This window comes from Kitasatospora sp. NPDC057198, assembly GCF_042670125.1.
Lineage (GTDB): Bacteria > Actinomycetota > Actinomycetes > Streptomycetales > Streptomycetaceae > Kitasatospora.
Window position 1 is genome coordinate 1 of record NZ_JBHUWH010000034.1, and the last position, 22,420, is coordinate 22,420.

At 70.0% G+C, this 22,420-nt stretch carries 17 protein-coding genes, 1 pseudogene and 1 CRISPR repeat array; of the genes and pseudogenes, 9 read left to right on the plus strand and 9 right to left on the minus strand.

What is annotated here, in order from left to right; genetic code table 11:
• Positions 1–77: 77 nt before the first annotated feature.
• Positions 78–408: direct repeats of the CRISPR family, unit length 25 nt; unit sequence CCATCCCCGCGGGCGCGGGGAGCAG.
• Positions 409–1,161: 753 nt separating this feature from the next.
• Positions 1,162–1,974 (minus strand): hypothetical protein, encoded by an 813-nt coding sequence (locus ACFUEL_RS06595; RefSeq protein ID WP_380234913.1) that lies wholly within the window; start codon positions 1,972–1,974, stop codon positions 1,162–1,164.
• Between the two features lie 598 nt (positions 1,975–2,572).
• On the opposite strand from ACFUEL_RS06595, the pseudogene ACFUEL_RS06600 reads away from it, so the two are divergent.
• The 3 genes and pseudogenes from ACFUEL_RS06600 to ACFUEL_RS06610 form a co-directional block, all read left to right on the plus strand.
• Positions 2,573–2,887, plus strand: a pseudogene (locus ACFUEL_RS06600) (transketolase); the annotation flags it as partial.
• A 1-nt stretch (position 2,888) separates the two neighbouring features.
• Positions 2,889–3,098 (plus strand): hypothetical protein, encoded by a 210-nt coding sequence (locus tag ACFUEL_RS06605; RefSeq protein WP_380234932.1) that lies wholly within the window; start codon positions 2,889–2,891, stop codon positions 3,096–3,098.
• 756 nt (positions 3,099–3,854) lie between these two features.
• Positions 3,855–4,451: a hypothetical protein gene (locus ACFUEL_RS06610; protein ID WP_380234914.1), complete on the plus strand. Its 597-nt coding sequence runs from the start codon at positions 3,855–3,857 to the stop codon at positions 4,449–4,451.
• 200 nt (positions 4,452–4,651) lie between these two features.
• Here ACFUEL_RS06610 and ACFUEL_RS06615 read toward each other — a convergent pair whose 3' ends face one another.
• Both ACFUEL_RS06615 and ACFUEL_RS06620 read right to left on the minus strand, forming a co-directional pair.
• Positions 4,652–5,212, minus strand: coding sequence for a hypothetical protein (locus ACFUEL_RS06615; RefSeq protein WP_380234915.1), 561 nt, complete (start codon positions 5,210–5,212; stop codon positions 4,652–4,654).
• Positions 5,209–5,919, minus strand: coding sequence for a histone deacetylase (locus tag ACFUEL_RS06620; protein ID WP_380234916.1), 711 nt, complete (start codon positions 5,917–5,919; stop codon positions 5,209–5,211). The genes ACFUEL_RS06615 and ACFUEL_RS06620 overlap by 4 nt, the downstream gene beginning before the upstream one ends.
• 631 nt (positions 5,920–6,550) lie before the next feature.
• Here ACFUEL_RS06620 and ACFUEL_RS06625 point away from each other — a divergent pair.
• The gene (locus tag ACFUEL_RS06625; RefSeq protein ID WP_380234917.1) at positions 6,551–6,943 is read left to right on the plus strand and encodes an RNA polymerase sigma factor; all 393 of its coding nucleotides are present in this window, start codon (positions 6,551–6,553) and stop codon (positions 6,941–6,943) included.
• A 121-nt stretch (positions 6,944–7,064) separates the two neighbouring features.
• Here ACFUEL_RS06625 and ACFUEL_RS06630 read toward each other — a convergent pair whose 3' ends face one another.
• Entirely contained in the window at positions 7,065–7,241 is a 177-nt protein-coding gene (locus tag ACFUEL_RS06630; protein ID WP_380234918.1) for a hypothetical protein, read from the minus strand.
• A 302-nt stretch (positions 7,242–7,543) separates the two neighbouring features.
• Here ACFUEL_RS06630 and ACFUEL_RS06635 point away from each other — a divergent pair, with 302 nt between their 5' ends.
• The 4 genes from ACFUEL_RS06635 to ACFUEL_RS06650 all read left to right on the plus strand — a co-directional run bounded on the left by ACFUEL_RS06635 (position 7,544) and on the right by ACFUEL_RS06650 (position 11,713).
• Positions 7,544–7,861, plus strand: coding sequence for a helix-turn-helix domain-containing protein (locus ACFUEL_RS06635; protein WP_030459423.1), 318 nt, complete (start codon positions 7,544–7,546; stop codon positions 7,859–7,861).
• A complete protein-coding gene (locus ACFUEL_RS06640) occupies positions 7,848–8,366 on the plus strand; it encodes an ImmA/IrrE family metallo-endopeptidase (RefSeq protein WP_380234919.1) in 519 nt (172 codons plus the stop codon). Before ACFUEL_RS06635 ends, ACFUEL_RS06640 begins: the two co-directional genes overlap by 14 nt.
• Before the next feature lie 579 nt (positions 8,367–8,945).
• Positions 8,946–9,944 (plus strand): cyclic GMP-AMP synthase DncV-like nucleotidyltransferase, encoded by a 999-nt coding sequence (locus ACFUEL_RS06645; protein WP_380234920.1) that lies wholly within the window; start codon positions 8,946–8,948, stop codon positions 9,942–9,944.
• Entirely contained in the window at positions 9,941–11,713 is a 1,773-nt protein-coding gene (locus tag ACFUEL_RS06650; RefSeq protein WP_380234921.1) for a ThiF family adenylyltransferase, read from the plus strand. Before ACFUEL_RS06645 ends, ACFUEL_RS06650 begins: the two co-directional genes overlap by 4 nt.
• A gap of 19 nt (positions 11,714–11,732) precedes the next feature.
• Here the strand turns inward: ACFUEL_RS06650 and ACFUEL_RS06655 are convergent, their stop codons facing one another.
• The 5 genes from ACFUEL_RS06655 to ACFUEL_RS06675 form a co-directional block, all read right to left on the minus strand.
• Positions 11,733–12,803, minus strand: coding sequence for an SAVED domain-containing protein (locus ACFUEL_RS06655; RefSeq protein WP_380234922.1), 1,071 nt, complete (start codon positions 12,801–12,803; stop codon positions 11,733–11,735).
• A 293-nt stretch (positions 12,804–13,096) separates the two neighbouring features.
• Positions 13,097–14,218 (minus strand): hypothetical protein, encoded by a 1,122-nt coding sequence (locus ACFUEL_RS06660; RefSeq protein ID WP_380234923.1) that lies wholly within the window; start codon positions 14,216–14,218, stop codon positions 13,097–13,099.
• The gene (locus tag ACFUEL_RS06665) at positions 14,215–16,599 is read right to left on the minus strand and encodes an integrase (protein ID WP_380234924.1); all 2,385 of its coding nucleotides are present in this window, start codon (positions 16,597–16,599) and stop codon (positions 14,215–14,217) included. The genes ACFUEL_RS06660 and ACFUEL_RS06665 overlap by 4 nt, the downstream gene beginning before the upstream one ends.
• Positions 16,596–17,327 carry a hypothetical protein gene (locus tag ACFUEL_RS06670; protein ID WP_380234925.1) on the minus strand — a complete coding sequence of 244 codons (732 nt, stop codon included), beginning with the start codon at positions 17,325–17,327 and terminating at the stop codon, positions 16,596–16,598. The genes ACFUEL_RS06665 and ACFUEL_RS06670 overlap by 4 nt, the downstream gene beginning before the upstream one ends.
• A 159-nt stretch (positions 17,328–17,486) precedes the next feature.
• Positions 17,487–18,530, minus strand: coding sequence for a TniQ family protein (locus ACFUEL_RS06675; RefSeq protein ID WP_380234926.1), 1,044 nt, complete (start codon positions 18,528–18,530; stop codon positions 17,487–17,489).
• 193 nt (positions 18,531–18,723) lie between these two features.
• Between ACFUEL_RS06675 and ACFUEL_RS06680 the strand changes: the two genes are divergently transcribed.
• The gene (locus ACFUEL_RS06680) at positions 18,724–22,335 is read left to right on the plus strand and encodes a Helicase associated domain protein (RefSeq protein WP_380234927.1); all 3,612 of its coding nucleotides are present in this window, start codon (positions 18,724–18,726) and stop codon (positions 22,333–22,335) included.
• The last annotated feature ends 85 nt before the right edge of the window (positions 22,336–22,420 follow it).

Sequence of the window (22,420 nt, forward strand, 5' to 3'; positions counted from 1 at the left end):
CGCACGCGCTCCCCGATCCCCACTCATTTGACCTGGTCAAGCAAGTGGGGAGCCTGATCGAGACTGAGGAATTTCGCGAATCCTCATCAGCGCGGGGAGCGGGCGACCCGGGGGTGAAACCGCGGTCGCCGGCCGGGACCATCCCCGCGGGCGCGGGGAGCAGCCCGCCCCGTCAACCTGGGGCGCTTTTCCCCGGGGGACCATCCCCGCGGGCGCGGGGAGCAGGCCCGCGCGGAGCCGGTGGCAGATTCGTAGTAGGGGCCATCCCCGCGGGCGCGGGGAGCAGAGACGCTCGGCCGGCTGTGGTTCGACGACCTCGGGACCATCCCCGCGGGCGCGGGGAGCAGCAGCTCCGTTCCTCCAGCATGTCCAGCCCGGCGGGACCATCCCCGCGGGCGCGGGGAGCAGTCTTGTTGACCTGCGGTGTTATGGGTCGGTGGCTCGGAAATCCGCCATCTTCAGGGATTCGGACAATAGCGACATAGTGTCACTCTCCTTTCCTGTCGGCGGGTTGGGCACCGCTGTTCTGCCTCGCGCGGGAGCATCCCCGCGCGGGCGGGGAGCAGTGTTGACCTGGGGTGTTATGTGCCGGTGGGCCGGGAATTTGCAAGCTTCAGGGATTCGGACATTGGCGACATCAGGTCACTTCCTTTCCCGGCCGGGCTGGCAGCCCTTCAGTGCGTGGATGGGGCGGGGTTCCGTGGTCACCTGGTTCTGCACCGGGTGACCGGCGTACGGCATGGTGGTGGCCGGCTGCTGTTCGGTGGTGCTGTGGAGGTGTCAAGGAGCGTGGCGGCGTGGGCGCATGCTCCCACGGTCCTCCGACAGCACGACCGTCAGCTCCCCCTCGCGGGCGGGGAGCAGGGCATCCTCCGCTCCACCCAGGGCGCGATGAAGGGACCATCCCCGCGTCTGCGGGGAGCAGAGCGTCCCCGGGGTCTACGTGGACGCCGACGAGGGGCCATCCCCGCGTGGGTGGGGATGGCCCCAAGGCGCAAAGGTAGTGCGTTCTCCCATCTGCACCCGCGACGGCCCTGCGCCCCGCTCGGGCCGAGCACACGGACGCGCCGACCGGACCGTCGCCGTTCGGGCTGATGGCCCGCTACATGGTGGAAGCGGAGGCATGCACTGAGCGCGGCTGACCATCGGACCGGCCTTCGTTCAGGCCGCGGCGGCATCCCAGTAGCCGGGGTCGACGGGTCGGCGCCCGTGCAGGTCTTCCCGGACGGTGGTGGCCAGCCGCAGGGTGTCCTTGCGGTTGACCCGCGCCCCGATCACCGCACCGGCCAGCAGCGGCGCCAGGGTCGGAAGCTTGCGCAGCCCCGAGCGCGTCAGGCGCCTGCCCACCTGTCGGCGCAGCGCTGCGCTTCGGTTCAGCGCCAGCAGCGCCCCCGGGCGGGTCAGGTCCATTCCGCGGCCTTCGCTCCACGCCGCCAGGTACGCGTACGAGCGCTGCCGCGCGGAGCCCTTCGGCACTTGGCCGTAGACCGCGTACAGCTCGGCGACCAGTTTCAACTCGATTGCCGCGGAGGCAAGCAGTTCGGACGCCAGCTCGACCGGCATCATCAGCGGTACGGGCATCATCGCCACCGTCCCGGCGCTCGCGCCGACCGCGGTCGAGGCCCGCACCGACCCGGCGACGAGCAGGTCCGCCAGCTCTTCCGGCGTCCGGGCCCCGGGGTGCTGGGCCCGGAGCGTCGCCAGGTTCCGCACTGGGATCCGCGGAGCTGCGTCCAGCAGCCGCTCCGTCAGCATCCGCAGCCCGTTGTGGGGACCCGTCCTCAGCCGGTGGCCGCCGTGGGTCAGGCCGTTGCCCAGCCGCCGCGCCAGCGCGCGTACCCGGTGTGCCGTCCTGCCCCGCGACCCGTCGTCCCGCTCTTCCACCTCGGCGGCGATCCGGGCCAGCTCCGCCGTGATTTCGTCCGGGTCCTCGGAGAGACCCCCCGGTTGTTCCGGCTTACCGATCGGTGCCATGTGCTCGCCTCCATTCCCGTGCGGACTTCCCATCAGCCCGTCTGCCCCGGCAGCGGCTCGGACAGTCTCGGGCGAGTGGGACGTCGCCGACCACCGCCGCGATGGCGGTGGTGTGTGGGTGGTCCAGGAAGACCCGTCCGTGGTCCCCATCCACCAGGTGGGCTTCTCCTGCAGGGGCTTCGGCGACGTCAGCAGCCCAAGCACCGGGAGTCCACCCACCCGTCTCGGGGAGCATGCGGAGGGTCGGATATGACGGGTTTCGCCCTCCAGCATCGGGCTCGTCGAAGCCGTGGCCGCAGTCGACGTCGCGGTGCGTAACGTCGGAGCCGTTTCGGTCCGCAACCGAGCAAGTACCGGAGGTGTCTCCTCGTCGGGATCGCACCATCCGATCGGATGAAGCCCTCTCGCCTGCTGATTCAATGGCGAACCCTTTCCCGTGTCCCCAGCCCGGATCCTCGCGGGCGCCTTGCCCGCACCGGTGGACCCGTTCCTCCGGCCTGCGCCGGACGGCAGGTTCAGTAGGGCATCGGACGGCCGGAGGGGGGTACGCAGGTCGAGCGGGGGACGCGGACGCGGCGACGTGGGGCGCCGGACCACGCTGGTCGCTGCCATCTCCATCACCTCCTCGACTGCATCCCGCCTTTACTCGAGCCTGTCCGCCGCTGACCTGATGGCCGTACTGACGGCCCGCCACCTGCGCTACGACTGGGAGGCACCCGACAACCCGGATGCCCACCACCTGGTGTTCTCCAAGGGCCACACCTCCCCATTGCCGTACGCGATGGCCAAGGCCGCGGGTGCGATTGGCGACGAGGAGTTGATGACCACCTACCGGCGCTTCGGCCACCGCCTCCAGGGCCACCCCACTCCGGAACTGCCCTGGATCAACCTGGCCACCGGCTCGCTCGGCCAGGATGAGCATCGCGCCGACCGACCGCGACCTGGTGCAGTACACCGAGTTCTCCCGGTACCCGCTGACCGTCCCCGCGTACGAACGCGCCCTGCGCGCCTACATAGGGGAGGTCCTGGGCCTGGGCGGATTCACGGTGGAGGACATCGAACAGGGAGCCGGGACTATCCCCGCGCGGGCGGGGAGCCGTGCTGCTCGCTCCAGCCCCGGCTGACCAGGTCGGGCCCATCCCCGCGGGCGGGGAGTAGGAGACCACGGTGACGGGCTCGCCAGGGTGGAGGGGACCATCCCTGCGGGCGCGGGGAGCAGTCTCGCTGGACATGTTCGGCGGCCAGACCATGGGGACCATCCCCGCGCGGGCGGGCGGGGAGCAGCGCCACCTGGTTGCCGTTGACGAGGACGCGGTAGGGACCATCCCCGCGCCCACAGGGATAGTCCCCAGGCCGTCTGCAGCCGGGCCTTGATCACAACCAGCTCGCCGGTCACCTGCAGAAGACCTTCGCCGACCTGGCTGCAGTGGTGAAAGCCACCGCAGATCTCGCCGACCAGCAGCCGAGCACCGCCTGGTGGCACCGAGCCCACCACGACGCCCAGGCCCTCACCGCCGACATGGCCAACGCTGTCCAGCCTTCGCGGTAGCCGTTCGTCCCTTCGCTTTCTCCCGTCCTGCGGGTCGCCTGCCCTGCCAGGCGACCGGATACGGGCGGCAATCAGGCCGCCGTCGCGGACCGACGACCCGGACCTGGCTGGGTGCGGCGTGCTCCGCCCCCGCGCCCGTGGCCAGCGCCCAGGCGGCGCTGCACCTCACCGTTGACGATTGGTGGACGGGGCCCGGGCGAGCGCGGTTCGGTGCGCTGAAACCAGCCAGTTGTCGGCCGCAGTGGAGGAAAAGACTTGGAGCCCATTTTTTGTCAGTTGACATGTAGATATTGATAGTTTCATAGTGTCATGAGTTACTTGGAGTATCGCGATGGAGGAAGTTGTGGACCTGAACTTGGACGAACTGCGGGCCGAGCTGCATCGGGCGGTTGACGACATCGTCGACCGCCACCTGCAGAAGGCCGGCGGCGGCAGGGCGCGGGCCACCGAGTCGGTCGCGCCTGTGGGGGAGCCACTGGACACGTGGTCGTACAGGTGGCCGGGGGGCGGGAAGGAGGAGTTCTACCGCGCGCAGCGGTACGAGGTGGCCGGGGATCGCGGGCGTCACCGTGTGATCGTGGCCTGGGCCGTGCGCCCGGCCTGGGGGCGGGACGACCGCCGCCGGGCGATCGTCTTCCTCCGGCAGGGACAGTCCGAGTCGAACACCTACTACCCGTTGGCTGAGTTTGTGGAGACCGACGACGGTCGGTTCGCCGCGACGATCCCCCGCCCGAGCCGGCCGCGGGCGCAGCTGCGGGTGGAGGACCCTCTGCCTGATCGGCTGCGTGGCCATGTCGTGGAAAAGGCGGACTCGCTCTACGAGTCGATCGCCGCGAGCTCTTCCGTGCGGCTCGTGCTGGGGGAGCGGGACGAGGAGGAGATGGTCCGGCACGGGTACTGGGTCGCCTCCCTGCGCAACCGGTTCTGATTCGAGAAGGACGGCGTGGTGGTCACCGGCACGGTGCTCGCCCACCACCGCGCCGCCGAGCCGCTGCTGGAGATCGAGCGCGTCCTGCCGGATGGGGCGGGCAGGACGCGGACGGTGGTTCTGCCCCGCGACTGGGCCCAGGTCGACGTCGTCGACGGGTGGGGGCCGGACCCGGCTGATCCTTGCTTCGCGGCTGGTCGTCAGCGGGCGGTGTGCGGACTGCGGCGCGGTTTCCGGGGGCCGGTGCCGGCGGTGGTGCACAGTGTGCCGGGTTCGGCCTTGCAGCGCGGGCAGCTCCGTTCCATCGCCTGCCGGTAGGCGAGCACGTCGGCGAAGCCCAGTCTCCACGAGCGGGGGCGGTGCGCGAGCTGCTGGAGGATCGGTGTGGCGGGGTGGGGGCGGCAGGCCGTGCCCTGGCGGGCGTTGCACAGCCAGCAGTCCCGGTCGCACACCGGGCAGCCGAACTCGTCGTCGCGCAGCAGCAGGCAGCAGCGCATCTGCGCGTCGTAGGGGCCGAGCGGGTTGGCGTACAGGTCGTGCCAGTCCGGCTCGGCCCGGTCCCAGCCCTCTTCCCACGGGGCCCCGCCGTGTATCCGGGCCGGCCCGCGCTCCGACGGAAAGGCTGGGCCGGGGCCGGCGGCGCGGGCGGCTCCGGCCCGGATCGGGTGGACCTGGTCGCGGCCGTCGCACATCGTCCCGGGCGCCGCCCGGCACCGTGGGCACCGCACCGCCAGCGCGTCGATCCCGGCCGTACCGCTCACGGAACGGCTGGTGCGGGGCGTAGCGCGGCCAGCACCGTGGTCGGGCTCCAGCGGGTGGTGGCGCCGGGGCGGGTGGCGAGGTAGTCGGCGGCCTGTTCCGGGCTCCAGCCGTGGGCCTCGGCCAGGCCGGTGGCGAAGTTGGCGAGGTAGGCCGCCGCCGGTGCGTTGAGTTCGGCGTCAGCGAGCGGCCAGGGCGCGGTGAAGGTGAAGACCGGGATGTCGTCGATCGCGCCCGGGCACACTAGGGTCTCGTAGCGGCCGGGGCCGAGCCGGTCACTGCCGAGCTCCAGGGCACGGGTGAGGTCGAGGTCGGCACCGGGTGCGCGGTGCATCTCCTGGGCGGCGATGTCGGCGAACTGCTGGGTGGTGACGAGGTAGGCGCGGGCGGGCATCTCGCCGTCGGCGGCCGGGTCGTAGAAGCCCATGCCGCCGGTCCACACCGTCGATTCCAGGGCGAAGTAGAGCGTGCCGGGCAGCAGCACCGGCAGGGTTCGTTCGGGCAGCCGGCCGTCGCGGCAGCCGGGGTAGGTGCGCGCGCCGCCGTGTGGCCGGCCGCCGGCGATGTAGTGGGCGAGCCGGTCGGCGTGCATGTTCGACCCGTAGGCCGCGTACCAGACCAGCGAGGTCGAGGTCGGTGTGTTGCTCAGCGGCTCCGCCCGGCGGGCCTGCGGCGAGGAAGGGGAGGTGGAGGGGGTGATCGCGCTCATGTCGCAGAAGGTAGCGGCAATCTGACGCATTGTGGGGAGATTCCGTCGGCTGCTGCATGGAGGTGCAGAGGGCCGAGGGCGGCGGGGTGTTGATCTGCCGGTGCGGCGCCGGGACGGCGGCGTGCCCGCTGGCGAAGCGTGTCGGGCGGGGCCGTTCTGGCAGTGAAGAGCGGTGCGGCGCCGGGACGGCGGCGTGCGGGTGGGCTGGCGTGTCGGCCAGGTTCTGCGCGGGTCGTCGTTCAGCGATGCGGAGCAGGGAGTTCTTGTCGGGGCCATGCTTTTGCAAGACATGACCCAATTCGTCAAAATGACGGATCGTCAGATCATGTCGCTAAACGTGATGTGCGTCACGGCAGGCAGGAAACCTTCCTGGTTAGGACGCTGCGTGCAGGGACAGTAACGCAGAGTCGAAAAACTGATCGGTCCCGACCCCGTGGAATGGCACCGGCCGCGTCGGTTCACCTCATGAACCGGCGCACCGCCCGGCACCGCCCCACCGGTGCGCGCCACCGGACAGACACGACACGGAGAGCACAGTGATGCACCAGGTGAGGGACCGATCGGGCAGCCTGCGGCCGCCCTCCACGTCTGCCCGCCGCACCCCGTCGGCCGCCATCGGGAGGGGCGACCGGTGAACACGGGCTTCGACGAGCGCACCGGCCCCGACGCCGGCCCCATCCCGAACACCCTCGAGGTGTTCATCCGCACGAACTTCCGCACCTGGCTCCGCGTCGCCATGACCATCCTGCGCAGCAGGGAGGACGCCGAGGACGCCGTCCAGAACGCCCAGTTGACCATGTACCGGCGCTGGGACAGGATCCTGAACCTCGCCACACCCGACGAGATGCGCGCTCTGGCCATCAGCATGGTCAAGGACAGCGCGATCGACGCCGCCCGGGCCCGCACCCGCGAGACCAACAAGGTCTCCCGCTACGCCGTGCTCGGGGAAGTCCCCGGGGACCAGCCCACCCCCCTGGGCGACGAGGTGCTCGACCGTTCCGGTGTGAGTTCTCATTGGATGTGATGTAGCTGGTTGCTTCTGAGCTGGGCTTCGTTGCTTGGATTGAGAAGCTGTTCGGCGCGCAGCGAAGGGTAAGTTGCTCTCTGAGCTGCGCTGTTTCATGTTGGATGAGTGGGCGTCAAGTTTATTGAGAATTCAGGCCCGTGCAGGAGCGCTGCTCCTCGGTTCTGGGCTCGTCGGCCGCGGCTCGTCGCTCCAGCGCCTCCATCTCGCGCCAGAACATGCAGTCCACGTCCTTGCCGGGCAGGCCGAGCGACTCATCACCGAGGGCCCGGAACCGGCGCACAGCGGTGGCGCACAACTCGGTGAACGGTTGAGTGATGGGAGCGCAGAGCAGTGGATCTCGTCGTCGGCGGGGGAGTTCATGTCGGGCAGGTTGGAGGGCTGGGCCGGTCAGCGGCGACACGGGCCGCGCTTGCGGAGGACGGTCTGCTGTCCTGTCGGTGGGGCTGCGGCCCCCGCTCGTCGGGTTCTGGGTACCGGGGTCGCCTATGTCCTGTGGGTTCTTGAACCGAGCTTGGCCGGTTGGACGCGCAGGGGGTGCCTGGTTCGGGCAGGGACGGGGAAGTAGGTTGTCAGGCAGGCTGGCGTGTTGGGGGCGTTGTGGAGGAGAGCGAGTTCAATGAGGCGGTGGCTCGACGGATCCGTCAGGCGCGGGTGCGTGCCGGGGTGACGCAGGAGTACGTGGGCAGGCGTGTGGGACTGTCCCGCGGCTCGATCACGAACATCGAGTCTGGGACGCAGTCGCCGCCGTTGTACCGGTTGGCGCTGATCGCTTCGGCGCTGAACGTGGAGCCCGCGGACCTGCTGCCGTCGATGCAGCCCGACGAGGTGTCCGGCCTGCCGGCCCGGCACGCGGCCGATGTCGCCGCCGTGTGGGCCCAGGCGGCGAAACTGAAGGACGGTCATGGCGAAGGCTGACCTCGCGGCGCGTGAACTGCTCGAAAAGTTCCAGGTCCGCACTCCGCCGGTCGATCCCGTCGCACTGGCCGAGCGCCTGGGCGTCCTGGTGGTGCCGCAGAAGCTGGACGACGACGTCTCGGGCATGCTCCTGCGCAAGGACGGCAGCTGTGTCATCGGCGTCAACCGGTCCCACAGCGCCGAGCGGCGCCGTTTCACGGTGGCCCACGAGCTCGGGCACCTGCGGCTGCACGAAGGACGTCCGCTGATCCTGGACACGGACACGCGGGTGAACTACCGCAACATGGTGTCGAGCATGGCCACCGACCGCGAAGAGATCGACGCGAACCGCTTCGCTGCCGCGCTGCTCGCTCCGGAGGCCATGGTCCGGCAAGCAGTCCGGTCTGTGGGTTTCCGTACTGCGGAGGAACTGGTGCGCGTCCTGTCCGGCCGTTTCCAGTTGAGCGAGATCGCTATGACCTACCGCCTGATGAACCTGGGCATCGTGTCCGGGCCGGCGTGGTAGAGACGCTTCTGCCGGTTTCCCCGCCGGGTGCTCGGACGAGAGTGCGGCCGCACCGAGCGTCGTGAAGAACTGTTGCACAGTCAGAACTTTTGCGGCACAACGATGTCAGGGAAACTGACCTTCGTAAAAGGTATTGTGCCAGCCTGCTCGGCCGTGTAACAGTGGTACAGCAGGGAGTGAACCGCTCTCCTGCGATCGAGGTGGGTCCTGCGCCGTGTGATACCGGCTGCCGCCTCGCAGGGCTGTACCGAGTGCACGCGCCCGGCCGTGAGCCGGGCACCGCTGGCCGGACAGCACCTCCCGACAACACACCTTGTGCAGCTTCACACGCCGTTGCCGCCGATGCGCACCCCAAAATCCGCAGGTGCACGCCCGCATACGGCTGCTGCGCCGACAGCGAGGCGTGAACTGCCGCGGCCGACAGGCCATGTGTCCGCTCGTGCCGCCAATCGGTGCCTCGTTGCCCTGTCCTGACCGTGTTCGTCGCCGTTCCTGGACGAGGCCGACATGCGCCCTTTCGAACGCCGCTTCCGCTGTGCCCCGCTCTAACCGCCACTGACCCCTGAAAGGAACAGACCCGTGCAACACGCCAGCAGCTTCCGCACCTTCCTGCGGGAGACCGTCAACCTCAGCAAGGCCAAGCTCGACATCCTCGACAGCCGAGTCGATTCCGTCTACCAGGCACTCCAGGGCGACGCCGAACTCGGCCCCTTGATCCTCGGCAAGGAGCCCCAGGGATCGTGGGCGCACCACACCATCATCAACCCCGTCGGCGACAAGGAGTTCGACGCCGACTTCATGCTTCACCTCACCGAGGTGCCGGAGTGGGCCGACAGCCCGAAGACCTACATCGACAAGGTCTACGGTGCCCTCCACCGGCACAGCGTGTACGGGAAGATGCCTCACACCCGCAAGTGCCGCTGCGTGCAGTTGAAGTACGCCAACTTCATGCACGTCGACATCGTCCCTCACCTGTTCCTCGCGGACGGTCGGGAGGTGATCGTCAACCGCGACGGCAACTGCTGGGAGGAGACCAACCCCGAAGGCTTCACCGCCTGGATGCGGGAGAAGGACAACATCGCCGAAGGCAACCTCCGCAAGGTCGTCCGGCTGATGAAGTTCCTGCGGGACCACAAGGGCTCATTCACCGGAACCCGGTCCATCATCCTCACCACCCTGCTCGGCGAACGCGTCAGCCAGGCCACGGCCCTGGCACACCCCGGCTGCTACGGCAACGTGCCCACCGCGTTGCTGACCATCGTCGAGGACCTCGACCTCTGGCTGCAGGCTCGCCCCGACAAGCCCTCCATCGCCGACCCCTCCGGTTCCGGGGCCACCTTCGACCGCCGCTGGGGCCAGGCCACCTACAACTACTTCCGCGCCCGCATCCACACCCACGCCCAGGAGATCCGCGCCGCCTACGACGAGCAGGACCCGGACAGGAGCGTGAGGTTGTGGCGGAACCTGTTCGGAGACTCCTTCCCCTCCCTGCCGGGCACCTCCTCGTTGTCGGCGGCTTCGAAGTTCGCCGCCGCGACGCTGCTCACCACGGCCGCGCGTCCCGGGCGCGCGGGATGACCAAGCGCAGGCACCGCCCGGGGAGCCCCAACGACTGGCAGCGCCGACAGTTGGCCGAACTCAAGACGCTCGCGGACAAGCACCCCGGGGAGGTGCGGATGCCCGGCAGGCCCCGCACCAGCCCCAGCGGCCGCGTGGCTGTCACGGTCCACCTCCGCACCGCGGACATTGCGCACTCGCCGGGCGGCCTGCGGCTGGCCGACACCGAGGAGTTCCTGCTCGTCCTTCCGCCCGAGCCCCTGGCCCCGCCCGAAGTGCTCACCCTGGACTACCGCTTCGCCGGCGCCCCTCATGTCCTGCAGGGAAACCGCCTGTGCCTCTATCTCGACCCGGCCCGCGAATGGGACCCCTGTGCGGGCATCACGCCCGTCGTGAACCGGCTGTGGCAGTGGCTCACCGACGCGGCGGCCGGGAAGTTCGACGCCGACACCGCGCTCTACCACGCCGTCGGCGGCGTCCTCCACAGCACGCCCGGCACTCCCACCGTCGTCGTGCGCGAGCCGGTGGCACCCGGCCGCGCCGCCGTCGGCTGGCTCACCCCTCGCAGCAGCTACCGCCTCGACCTGACCAGCCGCCCCCAGGACGACGGCAGCCACCGGACCCCTGTCCTCACGCTGGACAACTTCCTGCCCCTGGGAGCGGGCGATACCCTGGCGGACCTGCTGGCCTCCCTCGACCGCGCCCCCGCCGCAACGCCCCGCCCGGCAACGGAGCCCGGCCCCGTTGCCCGAGCCCTGCTGACAGCGCTGGCCGCCAGCGCCCTGCGCAACCCCGAAGGCACCGCGCAGCACTTCGTCCTGGCAATCCCGCACCCCGCGACGCCCCGCTCGCCCCTATTCCTCCTCGCCGGGCGCCTGCCGTCCGGACCGAGCGACCTGCTGCGCCGACTCGCCGACCGCCTGACGCCACGCCACCTGGATAACCTTCCTGCCGAGTTGGGTGGCGCCGCCATCGAATGGTGCTACCTCTCCGACGAACGCCCGGCCGTCACCACCCGACGCGACGCACACCGTCCCGTCCGCGCCTTCGAAGGACTCCACATCCACGTCTGGGGATGCGGCGGTATCGGCTCGTGGGCAGCTGAGCTGATGGTCCGCGCCGGAGTCTCCCGCCTCACCCTCAGCGACTCCGCGCGGGTCACCGGCGGCCTCCTCGTGCGGCAGAACTACGCCGAGGAACACATCGGCATGCCGAAGGCCCGCGCCTTGGCCCAGCGCTTGGCCGGCATCCGGGACGACGTCGCCATCGACGTGGCCCCGCAGCCCCCCTCGCCCGAACTCCTGGAGGCGGCGGACCACGCCGACCTCGTCCTCGACGCCACCGTCAGCGTGAGCGTCGGCCGCTTCCTCGACCACCTCGCACAGCGCCCGCAACGCAGAGCCTTACTGGCCCAGTTGGCCGTGGACACCCGCAGCGCGTCCCTCGGAATCCTCACCCTCGTCGCCCCCGGCACCGCCAGCGGCCCCAGCGTGGTCGACCAGACCGTCGGCCGGCGTGTCCTGGCCGCACCGGACCTCGAGCCCTACCACTGCCTGTGGACCGAACCGGCGCCCGGGGACGAGCTCCGGCCGGTCCGCGGCTGCTCCGTACCCACCTTCCACGGCTCCGCCGCGGACCTCATGGCGACGACCGCCGCTCTGGTCAACCTCCTGGGCGTGCAGATGCGCCACCCGGTCTCCGGGACCCACCTGTGCGCCCAGCCCCACACCGGAGTCGACCCCGCGCACCGGTTCATCGCCCACGAGGAGTCGGCACGGCAGGGATGGTGAACCGGAGCACCGTGCCGCATCAGCCGGTGGCCGGGCCGACCTCCAGCGTGGGCACGTACTGCCCCGCGAGCCTTTCGTAGATGACCAGTTGGGGGTGTACCTGAGGGTGGTGCGTGCGTCCCAGCGTCACCGCCGCGGACATCGGGACGGCCGGTAGGACGTGCAGGCGCCGCAGAGTCTTCGCCTCGATCTCCAAGCTCGCCAGAAACCGTCTGATGGTGTGCTCCAGCGACTGCAGGGCAGTCTGCTGCCGCAGGATGTCCGGGTGCGTCGGTGCGTTGACCGGGCTGATCTCGTAGCGGCGCAGAGTGGCGAGGCCGCTCGGAATCTCGCGTCGGGCAATCGTCCCGGAGACGTTCATGACCACCACGGCCTCTTCCCCGGCCGGCACGTCCTGGTCCACGTGCACCGTGAACTCCGTCGTGGGGCCGTCCTCCAGCGGCCAGATCCACGACTGCTCGTGGCGGTGGCGCTGGTACACGTCCGTTGGCACGGTGTCGTCCAGCAGGGAACCCAGGTGGACGAGCAGGGGCAGGCGTGCGAACCCGAAGACGCTGACGTGCTGCACGGTGCCGCGGTCGATTCCTGCCCGTAGCTGATTCTTGATCACCTCGTTGATGGCCCTGGTCGCGTACCGGTAGTAGCTGCGGCTCTCGGCAGCGGCAGACCGCGCGTCCTGCGATGGGGCGCAGTACTCGCCGGGCAGGTGCCGCAGGTCGACCTCGACCCCATGGCGGGAGTAGGACTCGAGGAACAGCGGGAAGCGGGAGAGTGCGGTCACGGCGTCCACGGCGGCGCTCCGTGACAGCTCCACGGCCTGGCCGTGCACCGATCCCACCACTCGGACCACTGTGGTGGCGCGATGCGGGCCCAGCCCCGTCACATGCCGGATGCGGTCCTCGTGCTCCAGCTTCAACCGGCGCAGCCGCTCGACGGTGAAGACGTCCAAGGCGCCCTGCGCGTCGATCTCGGCGTGCTCGTCGGCGCACAGCAGCATCAGGTTGTCCGCACTGTCGCGAAGATCGGGATTCAGCGGATGCCCGCCCCGTGGCGACCGCGCATCAGTGCTCTGCCCGACGATGTGCGCCATCTCGCCCAGGTTCAGAGTGCGCCATGACAAGGATCCTTCCAGTAGGTAGGCGTTGCACAGCGCGCACCGCCCCCCGCTGCGAACCCATACCTCCAACCGGTCCCGGATGGGAAGAGTCTTCCTCCGGTGTGCCGGGCGACCCCCGCTCAACTTCCCCGCCTTTGCCGTCCCCTGTTCCTGCCGGATCCGACACTAGGCGATAACTACTTTCCTATCGTACGAAGTTGACAGTCGGCGTACCGCAGTGCTCCGGCGGAGACGAAGAGTGCGCTGTCCGCGGTGCGGGACCTCCTCTACAGGGGGCCGTTTTCGTCCGCCGCGAGCAGGTCGAGGTACTGGGCGGCATCGTGGATGACATCCAGGGTGATGGCCTCGGTTCGGTCGAGGATGGCCAGTTGGCCGGCCATGCCGAGGAGCGGGGCGAGGTGCTCCATGAGGCCGTCCGTGATGTGGTAGAGCTCCTCCTGGTAGTCCAGCAGGCTTCCCGGCCGGTGGTGTCTCAGCCTCAGGCGTCCGTCGAAGGTGAGAAGGGCACTGGCCCATTCGGTGGGGTGTTCCGGGCAGCGGGGCGGTAGCCGGTTGACCCAGAGAGTGGGAACGGAGCGCTGCCGCAGAGCGGCGGTTCCGGCGGGGCGCCGCAGAGCACTGAAGCGTGCGGTACGGGCTTCGCGGAGGATGTCACTGGAACCGATACCGCTCCACAGGACGGTCAGGCCCAGTTCGTCGGCCAGGCAGTCGAAGTGGTCGAAGGTCGATTGGAGGTCTTCCGGCCGCAGCCGGTCGATTCCGTCGACGAGGCAGATCTCGGTCCGGGCGTGACGCATGACATGGAGGGCGGGACCGGTGAAGTCCTTCATGCGCTGGACGGGGCGCTGGTCGGTGTCTGGGCGGTAGAGGTCCCAGCCGAGGAAGACCGCCAGGGCTGCGGACCAGTCGGCTGCGGAGCCGGGGTCGGGCGGGGTGTTGATGCAGACGACGGGGATCCGGCTGTCGTCGACGCCCTGGCGCTTCTCCAACCGCCCCTGGTGGGCCAGGCCGATCTGGTGGAGCAGGGTGCGTTTACCGGTGCCGCGGCAGTCGCTGTCGATGGCTACGTGCGGATAGAGCGGGCGGCCGTCCTGCCCGCGGCGCAGCAGCCGCCGCGCGAGTTTCAGGCCGTTGGAGACGTCGGTGGTCTCCACGAGGCCGAGGTGGGCGTGGTAGCGGAAACGCGGGTCGTCCTCGTCGATGGCGACGTCGCCACCGGCCTCGCCGTCGACGAGAGCAGGGACGTCGGCCGGCGGGACCGGGGGAGGGGAGGGCCGGTGGCGCACGCGGGAACGCCATCCCGCCAACGTCGTCGGGGCCGCGGGTGCGAGCAGCGTTTCGGCTGGCGGCCCGCCGGCGTTCTGGGGTTTGCGTACGGGAGTCTTCACCGGCTCTCTCCTTGGGGCTCCTCGCCGTACGGCCTGTCCGATGCCTGCCGATCGATGCCGCTGACCTCCCGGCCGGGAGCGGCGGCCGGGCCGCGGTCGGGGCTGCTGGCGGTGTCGGGATCGGCGGCCGGAGGGTGGAGGCCCGGCAGGGACGCCAGGAACTCGTCGAGGCTCAGGTCCGCCTTGCCCCGGATGCGCTCCGGAGTGTCGAAGAGGTCACTGGCTGGGCGGTCGAGGGAACGGAACGGCCGCACGGAGTTCGGGTCCAGGGGCGGCATACCGGCGCCGGAGGGAGTGCGGGCAGCGGGCCGGGCAGCACGTGGCGCAGAAGACGTACGGGCAGCGGGGGGCGCAGCCGGGGCCGGCGAAGGGCCGGAAGCCGCGGTACGCAGGAGCTGCTCGGTGGCGCGGGCGATGGCAGCCTCGTTGTGCCGGGCGCCGCCGGCCGCGAGATGGGCACGCAAGCCCTCCTCCCAGGTCTCCTCGGTCCACCGGTCGCTCAGTAGCCGCCGGTGGATGAAGGGCACCTCCGTCCACGGGTCGAGGCCAGGCTCGGCCCGATGGTCGAAGAGCCAGGCGACCTCGGGATGGTTGGGGGAGTAGTGGACCTCCCAGCGCCCCTGCTGCGCGGTGATGCCGGAAGGGCCGCGGAAGGGATCCAGCCTTCCCCGGTCCAGGTTGTAGGTCCGGTTGTTGATCTGGAAGCCCTTGCGGCCGACCCGGACCCAGACGGCCGGCAGCAGCTTGCGCTCCTCCTGCGCGGTGAGGGCGACGGCCCGGTAGCCGCGCAGCGACACCATGGCTGCGTACATCTGGTTGGGAGTCAGCCGCAGGCCGGGGGTGAAAGGGCTGCGCAGCGCCCCGTGGGGGGTCTGCTGCCAGCGGAGGACCACCCACTGCTCGAACAGGTCCTGGAGCTGGGCGATGGTCCACAGGGGCTGCTTGCGCACACGTTTGCCGCGCAGATCCAGGCGGTGGTGGGTGTAGGAGGCCAGGTACTGGCTGAAGCCGGTCTTTACCGCCCGCATCGCGCGTTCGACGACCGCTTTGTCGGCACCAGTGCGCAGCCGCGCCTCGCGCACCTCGATGCCAAGGCTGTGGCAGGCACGGGTGAAGTCCGCCGAGATGTAGGGCGATCCGTGGTCGATGACCACGGTCTCGGGTTTGATGACGGGCCGTGCGGCGGCGCCCGCGAAGCGGGCATCGGCGGCCAGCAGGTCCTCGAAAGGGAGGCTGGATCCTTCCATGAACGTCTCGGGCGCCCAGCCCGGCCGTGCGGGCAGCGGCGCCGTGGCCTGGGCGAGGACCTGCATCGTGTCGAAGGAACGGGTGGCGCGTCCGCCTGCCCAGCGCCCCTTCCGACCGGCACCGAGGCGCTTGGGCACGATCAGGGACGCGATGATGCTGCGGGTGGCCACGTCGATCGCGATGGTCAGCTCCACCGAGATGGCCCGGCCGCTGTCGTCGAGGACGAGAACGTCCAGTCCGGTGGTGTCGATCTGGACCAGCTCTCCCGGCCAGCGGGCAAGGATCGCCCGCCGGTAACCAGGATGCTGCGAGACAGGGGCGGAGGGCGCCACGTGCCTTTCTGCGGCCCTGTGGGCGTTGTCCGCGGTGATGCCCATGCGCCCCAGCAGCCGGTAGAGCGTCGCCGGGCTGTTCACCAGGCCACGGGCGGTCTTCGGATCGGCCAGCAGGTCGCCGTGGCGGACCTTGACGGCCTGTTCGACGCGTTCGATGAGCCGCGACAGCGTTCCGGGGGACCGGCCGCTGGCGGCCTCCTCCCCGAGGATCTCCCACACGATCTCGACGACGCGCACATCGACGCGCCCGTGCGGGGTGGCAGCACGCAGACTGCGCCTGTCGACCAGGCCCATCAGGCCCTCCCTGCGCCAAGCGGCGCACTTGCGCTCCACGGTGGTCGCCGACACCGGCATCCCGGCGAGAGTCAACTGCTCGGCCTTGGCCCGGTAGCGCTGGCGCAGCGTTCGGTGCCGCGGATCGAAATCGGGCCTGGGGACAGTAGTCGCGGCAACGTTCGGGGCCTGTTGGTGCAGGACCTCCTTGACGTGCTTCTCCCACATGAGGGCGTCCTTGCGTACGTCCTTCGCGAGGGCACGGAACTCGGCGGAGCGGTCGGGCAGGGTGCTGCGCCGCGCCGCACGGTCCACAACGGCGAAGTCACCGGCGGAGGTCACTGCTGTCTGCAGGATGATCAGGGGATCCGCGTCGGGCGTCGCAGGGACGGCATCGAGGAACAGCCGGGGCCCGTGGAAGGCGGTGACCTGCCAGGTGGAGCCGCGGAAGCGGATGGTGTCGCCCAGCGCGATGCTGTCGGCCGCCGCAGGCGCACCGTCGGCCACCGGCCGCGGCCCGCTCATGCGGTTTCCGTGACGGCCCAGGCCGTTGATGCCGGGGTGAGGAGCACACCGGTATCGATGTGCAGACGTCCGGCCCAGATGAGGTGATAGGCGAGATCGATCCCCTGATGCAACGGCAGCCCGGACGCCCCCACCCCCGAGCGGATGGTCCGCGGCGAGACGAACTGCCGTACCAGCAGGTCCTCCTGCCCCTCGGAGAGCCAGCGCGGGCTGCGAGCGGCGTAGAGCAGAGCGAGGTTGTCCAGTTCCACCCCGCTGGGCGGCTCCACCACCCCCACCTGCCAGCCTGCCGCCCCCGCGGCGACCGCCAAGACCTCCTGCGCCTCCCACCACGCCTCGCCCGGCTGCTCCGGCCGCACACAGATCACCTCCCGGCGCCCGGCCCGCAGCGCCACGAACGCCGGCCGCAGAGTGCGAAGGCGACCGTCGCGGCTCCACCGCAGTTCCATCGCCCCCGCGCTACGCAGCCCCACCGCAGGGTCGCGGTCCAAGACCATCGCACAGCGCTGCTGGCGCAGCGAACCGCAGGACAGGGACTGGTCGGTCGCGGACGCCCACACGGTGGTGACGAAGGACTTTCGCCCCGGGTAGGCGACCTGGGCATCCAGGGACGGCAGTTCCTCGAACGCGACATCGCCCGCCTCAACCACAGGAAGTTCGCAGCGCCGCCCGAACCGGTCCAAGAACCCCACTGCGATCTCGGCCGCGCCAACCGGGGCACTGCACACGCGCACTCCCTGCAAGACGACTCCGTACGGACACACCCCATGTGTCCCTGCGCAGGATCTCCCACCGTCCGCCCAGCCGGCGGAAGTTCCCGGCGGCAACCACCCGATCGTGGACATAACCGCATCCGCGTACGAAACCCAAGCCCCGGGAAGAAACGCTCAGACCCTCTCGGACAGATCCGTCCACTCCCACGGCAGACAGGTACTGCTGCTCGTCGGCTCCTCATCGCCCTGATGGACCAGAGCGGTGACCGGCAGCGAAACCCTGCGGCCAGCCCCGTCCCTACCTGACGCGAGAATGCATCTGCGATGCCTGTCCAGCCACTCAGCCACCGGAACCCGCCACACACGAGAGGGCAGTGCCAGCGACCGCGCCACCTCCGACAGATCGCCCAACAAACGGGACTCCGCCCCGACCCACGGCCCGTCCGCCTGCACGGCGCGCTGCCGCTCGTAGCGCAACAGCGCCCTGGCCACCCGCACCGCCTCCGGGTAGACCACCAGCCACGCCGTCTCCGCGTTCTGCACACCCAACCCGGCCAGCTCAGCCCTACCCACCCACTGCCGCACGCCAGGCATGCTGCGCCACCACCAGCCGACGATGGCGAAGGCGTCGGCCGAAAGAACGACCCCGGTGGGACCGAAGCGCCGCTCGAGGCGGCCTCGTACGTGGTGGGCCCGGACCGACTCCGGCAGCCGGGACAGGTCCACCCCGCCCGGCTTGCGCTGGTAGATGTGAGTGAACCGGCCGTGCCGCTCGCAGATCCTCCACCGCTCCCGCGACACCTGCCACACCTCGCCCCACCCTCCGCTCCGCGCAGCCGCGCACAACCCGCAGGCCGGCACCAGGTAGCGGTCCAGCGGCCGCCACGGCCACTGCCACCGAGCCTGCTCACCGGGCAGGAGATGCACTTCCCGCAGATGGGGCAGCGCCCACCTCAGCCGCCTTGCGGGGAGGGACAGCATCGCGGCGAGCCGGTCCGCAGCCGACGCGCTCAAGAACACCTCGGCCAGATGGGGAGGCAAGGCGCCCTGCCCTGCACCGTCGCCCAGCTCCGAGAGGAGAAAGTCCACCCCAACCCCTTGGATGCCGGCCACCCGCCACAGGAACGAGCAGTTCGACTCGTCGGCCACGAACCGGACCGGCAGGTACGGCAGACTTCCCGCCCCCATCCCCTCGCCCTCCTCGTATCGCGTGGACATCCGACAGCACCTGCACCCAGCGCTCCGAGCGGCAACCTGCCGCCTGCTCTGCCTAGACGCTCTCCCACCTGAGCGCGGGGCTCTTCGCGCAAGGTTCAGCCCACCGGGTGGCCCATTCCCGTAAACGGCCACGCATTTCCCAGCGCTCAGCATCCTGGTCGAGAACCCCTACCCAGGCCCCGGGAGCCGCGGCGTGCCGCACGAACCGTCCTCCGAACGCCTCGCCAGCGAACTGTGGCCGCGCCAACGCGATGCGGCGGACTGCGTCCTGAACGCCTTCGCCATGGGCTACGAACGCCAACAGGTCCACATGGCCTGTGGAACAGGCAAGACACACCTCGCCGTCCACGTCGCACACGAGATCGTCCCGGACAGCCGAAGCCTCACCGTCATGCCCACCCTGGAACTGCTCAACCAGACCGCCCGGGTCTGGTACACCTCCGGCCGCCCCGGACGCTACATCGGCCTGTGCTCGGAGGAGCGCACCAGCGAAGCCGCCCTCGACAACGTGATCACCATGACGGGCGACGCCCAAGCGCTCGCCACCCTTGTACGCACCACGGACGGGCCCGTCAGTGTCTTCGCCACCTACGCCTCACTGCCCAAGATCGTCGAGGCGCACCGGTTCCACATGCTGCCCCGCTGGGACATCGCCGTGGTCGATGAGGCCCACCGCACCGCTGGCGCCCTGGGCAAAGCATGGGCGGTCATCCACGACAACGACGCCATCCCCGCGCGCCACCGGCTCTACCTCACCGCCACGCCTCGCCTCTGGAACAGCAGACGGGGCATCACCATCGAGCCCGTCGCCTCCATGGACGACATCTCCCTCTACGGACCCGTCGCCTACCGGTACTCGCTGGCCGAGGCCATCCACGAAGGCCGACTCGCCGACTACCGCATCGTGGCACCGGAGATCCACGACCCGCAACTGCGGGCCTTCCTGGCCGGACGCAACCGTTCCCGAACCCCTCAGGCCGACGCCATGCGGGTCGGAGCAGCTCAACTGGCCCTCATCAAAGCCCGCGAGGACCACGGCATCCGCCGGGCTGTGGTCTTCAGTCGCAGCATCGCCCAGAGCGAAGTGTTTGCCCAGACTCTGCCCGAAACCGCTGCGGCTGTCCCCGGTAGCCATGCCGACGGCCTCTGGGCCGCCAGCATCCACTCCCACCAAAGCCGCCACGAACGTAGGGAGCGCCTGGCCAGGTTCGCCCGACCGCCGTACCCCGCTGCCCCTGGCGCGCAGGCCGACCTCAACGTGCTGTGCAACGTCCGCCTGTGCGTCGAGGGGGTCGACTTCCCTCTCGCCGACGCCGTGCTCTTCGCCGACCCCAAGCAGAGCACGATCGACATCGTCCAAGCCATCGGCCGCGCCCTGCGCATCGGCCCCGGCATGAACAAGATCGCCACACTCGTCATCCCCGTGCTCTTCGGCCCGGGACAGGGCGCCGAAGAAGCCACATTCGGCACCCCGTACCACCTCCTGCACCAGGTCATGATCGCTCTCAAGGCATACGACGAACACTTCTTCCACCGCCTCCCCGTCAACGGCACACCGCTGCTGCTGCCTGCGCCGGTCTCCGTCGTCCGACCCGAACGCGTCCGGGAGATCGCCCCTCACCTGATGCTGCGGGTCATGGACCCCGAACCCGATGTCTGGGAAACCGGCATGGCCAACGCCCAGCGCTTCTTCGAAGCGCACGGCCACCTGAACGTCCCCAGCAACTACGTCGCACCCGACGGCTTCCACCTCGGATGCTGGCTCGGATACCAACGCGCCCTCAAAGCCGCAGGCAACCTCTCCGCACCCCGCGCGGCAGCCCTGGCCACCTGCAACATGGTCTGGGCGCACGCCAAGGACAGCACCGAGTCCTACCTGGAGACCGCCCAGGACTACGCACACCGGCACGGCCACCTGGTCCCGGAACCCGCACTGACCCACCAGGGCCGGCCTCTGGGGCAGTGGCTCGCCCAACAACGGGACCAGGACGACGCCGGCGCCCTCCCCGTTCCCTACCGGCGCGCACTGGAGAGCATCGACCCGTGGTGGAACCCTTCCTGGCCCCGGCAATGGCAGCGCATGTGCGCAGCCGCGCGCACCCGCAAAACGGCCCTCAACCTCTCGCCCGGACCGCTGCCGCGCGACGCAGACACCCTCACCCGGTGGCTGGACGAACAGTTCGACCTCTTCCCCGCCCTCGCCCGGGGCCAGCGCAACCAACTGGCTGCCCTGCCGCTGCAGGACGACCCGCTCGCCCTCGGCCTCCGCCACCCGGCCGACACCCAAGCCGCCACCCACGCCCAGGGCCTCCGCGCAGCCCGGCGCTTCTTCCGCGCCCGTGGGCACCTGCGCGTTCCCGCCGACTGCACCGACAACCACCATGGCTACCTCTTCTTCCTCGGCCAGTGGATCGAAGAGTTGCGCGTCAAGGCCGCAGCGGGCCTCCTGAGCGAGGAAGAGACCGATTCCCTCGACGTCCTCTCGATGGAATGGACCCTCCCCGCCGACAGGGAGGACGACCCGGCCACTGCCCCCGACAACCCCGCAGGGACCCAAGCCGGGAACGACCAAGCTGGGGAACCGGAGCAGGAGACCACCGAGTACACCGACAAGCCCTGGCGCCACCTCTGGGTGACAGACGCGGACCGCATGCCCGCCGCAATGGCCGACCTCGTCCTCCATGGCGGCGGACGCATCCTGATCGACATGCCGGCCGGATCAGGCAAGACCACCGTGGCCGCAGTGACGGCCGACCGGACCCAAGCCCGTGCCTGCCTGGTCCTCGGCCCCGACCCTGCCTACCTGCGCCACGTGATCAAAACCTGGAGCACGGTGCGTCACAGGGCCATCGCGGCCGTCAACCTTCACCTGCCCGGCGGGGGCAAGAAAGCCGCCCGACTGACCAGCGCAGCCCAACTCGCCCAATGGGCCGACCAACAGCCCGCAGAACTCCTCGTCGTCGCCCGCTACCAGGACGCCGGACTCATCGCCCAGAGCCACCTCGAACACCATCTGAAACCCTGGGACCACCTCGTCGTCGAAGACGCCCACCGCACCGCCGAAGGAGCCATCGGCCCCGACCACCCCCACGCACTGATCCACCACGACGACGGCATCCTCGCCTACAACCGCCTCTACCTGACGGCAACCCCCCGCATCCCCCACGAACTGCCCCTGCCCACCAGCAGTGCCACAGAGCCACCCTGGGCCGTCGACATGACCGCCCAGGAAATCTTCGGAACCCACCACAAATCAGTGAAACGGCGCGCACTCGTCGACGACGACCTGCTCAGCCCCTACCGCGTGGTCCGCACACAAGTCCCCGAACAACCCAACCGATGGCGCGCCCAAGCCATCGGCCTCGCCCGCGTCATCGAACACCACACGCTGCGCCGAGTGGTCGCCCTGCTCGAGAGCCCGAAGGAAGCACAGGAGTTCGGCTGCCAGTTGGCCGTCCAGATGCTTGACGCGGAGATCCGTGTCCCCTCGGACCGGCCTTCGCAGCGCCGGCACAACCAGCCGGTGATCCACTGCCAGACCATGAGGCACCCGATGCCGCCCGACATCGACGCCCTCGCCCTCCCCTCCGATACCTACACCACGATGGACCTGGTCAACGCACTCTCTCCCGTAATGGGACAGCATGTGGAACGCGCCGAGCAGACGACGATCATCGTGCCCGAGCCCTTCACGCCCCCGGGGACGCAGGAGCCGGAACGCCCCGCCGTCATGCGGCGCATCGCCGCAGCTCTGTGGGCCCACGACCCCGCTCGATCGGCGCCGCAGGGGACAGAAAAGGCCTGAGCTTGGCTCTGCCAGAGCCCCGCAACCGGGCCGCTCCAGGAAATAGACCTCGGCCACCAACTCCAGCAGGTACTGCGCCACCCGT

Bases quoted from the DNA above. Each gene is read 5' to 3' on its own strand.
- ACFUEL_RS06595 (WP_380234913.1), bottom strand. From the start codon at position 1,974: ATGGCACCGATCGGTAAGCCGGAACAACCGGGGGGTCTCTCCGAGGAC.
- ACFUEL_RS06605 (WP_380234932.1), top strand. From the start codon at position 2,889: ATGAGCATCGCGCCGACCGACCGCGACCTGGTGCAGTACACCGAGTTC.
- ACFUEL_RS06610 (WP_380234914.1), top strand. From the start codon at position 3,855: ATGGAGGAAGTTGTGGACCTGAACTTGGACGAACTGCGGGCCGAGCTG.
- ACFUEL_RS06620 (WP_380234916.1), bottom strand. From the start codon at position 5,919: ATGAGCGCGATCACCCCCTCCACCTCCCCTTCCTCGCCGCAGGCCCGC.
- ACFUEL_RS06640 (WP_380234919.1), top strand. From the start codon at position 7,848: ATGGCGAAGGCTGACCTCGCGGCGCGTGAACTGCTCGAAAAGTTCCAG.
- ACFUEL_RS06650 (WP_380234921.1), top strand. From the start codon at position 9,941: ATGACCAAGCGCAGGCACCGCCCGGGGAGCCCCAACGACTGGCAGCGC.
- ACFUEL_RS06655 (WP_380234922.1), bottom strand. From the start codon at position 12,803: ATGGCGCACATCGTCGGGCAGAGCACTGATGCGCGGTCGCCACGGGGC.
- ACFUEL_RS06665 (WP_380234924.1), bottom strand. From the start codon at position 16,599: ATGAGCGGGCCGCGGCCGGTGGCCGACGGTGCGCCTGCGGCGGCCGAC.
- ACFUEL_RS06675 (WP_380234926.1), bottom strand. From the start codon at position 18,530: ATGTCCACGCGATACGAGGAGGGCGAGGGGATGGGGGCGGGAAGTCTG.